Below are 733 nucleotides of genomic sequence, written 5' to 3'. Positions count from 1 at the left end.
GCCTCGCCGAAGTCCTCCTGCAGGCCGAGCCGCACCCAGCCTTCCAGCTCGACGTCGCGGATAGCTGAGGCCGCCTCGTCATTGAGCTCGATGAGACGCCGCGCATAGCCGAGCATCGTTTCACCAGCTTCGGTAAGCGCCAGGCCGCGCCCCGCCTTGCGGAGGACCGGGGTCGCCGCCTGTTCTTCCAGCTTCTTCAGCTGCGCGCTGACGGCAGAGGTCGAGCGGCCGAGCCGCTCGGCCGCCTTGGCGAAACTGCCAAGCTCCATGCCGGTGACGAAGGTCCTGAGCACGTCGAGGTCGAATGTGACGCGTCGCATGAGATCGTCCTTATTTTCAGGATTATCGATCAAAAACTTGCTGATTATCTGGATGAAACTATGGCGCTACATCCGACCGGTCAAGACCGATCGACCGGCGCAGAGGGAATACGAGATCATGTCCGCCATCGTAACTCGCAACGATTGCCGTCGGCCCGCGGCAGGCGCCGCCGCTTCGGCTGGCCGCGCCTTCGGGCCCACCCATCGATGGAAGGTGCTCGGCATCGGCGTCGCCGCCAATGCCGGCTTCTCCGCTACCTTCTCCGGCATCCCGGCGACGGCTGTGGTGATGCGCCAGGACTACCATCTCGACAATGCCTCGCTCGGCGCTGCGCTCGGTCTGCTCGGCCTCGGCGTGGCGCTCAGCGAACTGCCCTGGGGCGTGCTTACCGACCGCTGGGGCGACCGCCGCG

Annotated in this window: 1 protein-coding gene and 1 pseudogene; one reads left to right on the top strand and one right to left on the bottom strand. The window is 65.8% G+C overall.

Annotated features, from left to right (window positions below; genetic code table 11):
* Positions 1-320 (bottom strand): LysR family transcriptional regulator (locus EOA60_RS35625; RefSeq protein ID WP_128312762.1); only part of this gene is annotated, 320 nt, incomplete at its 3' end.
* Between the two features lie 118 nt (positions 321-438).
* On the opposite strand from EOA60_RS35625, the pseudogene EOA60_RS35620 reads away from it, so the two are divergent.
* Positions 439-733, top strand: a pseudogene (locus EOA60_RS35620) (MFS transporter); the annotation flags it as partial.

Origin of the sequence: Mesorhizobium sp. M1A.F.Ca.IN.020.06.1.1 (assembly GCF_004023265.1) — a bacterium.
Lineage (GTDB): Bacteria > Pseudomonadota > Alphaproteobacteria > Rhizobiales > Rhizobiaceae > Mesorhizobium.
Note: the sequence above shows the minus strand (reverse complement) of the source record. Positions and strands in the feature narration are given on the sequence as shown.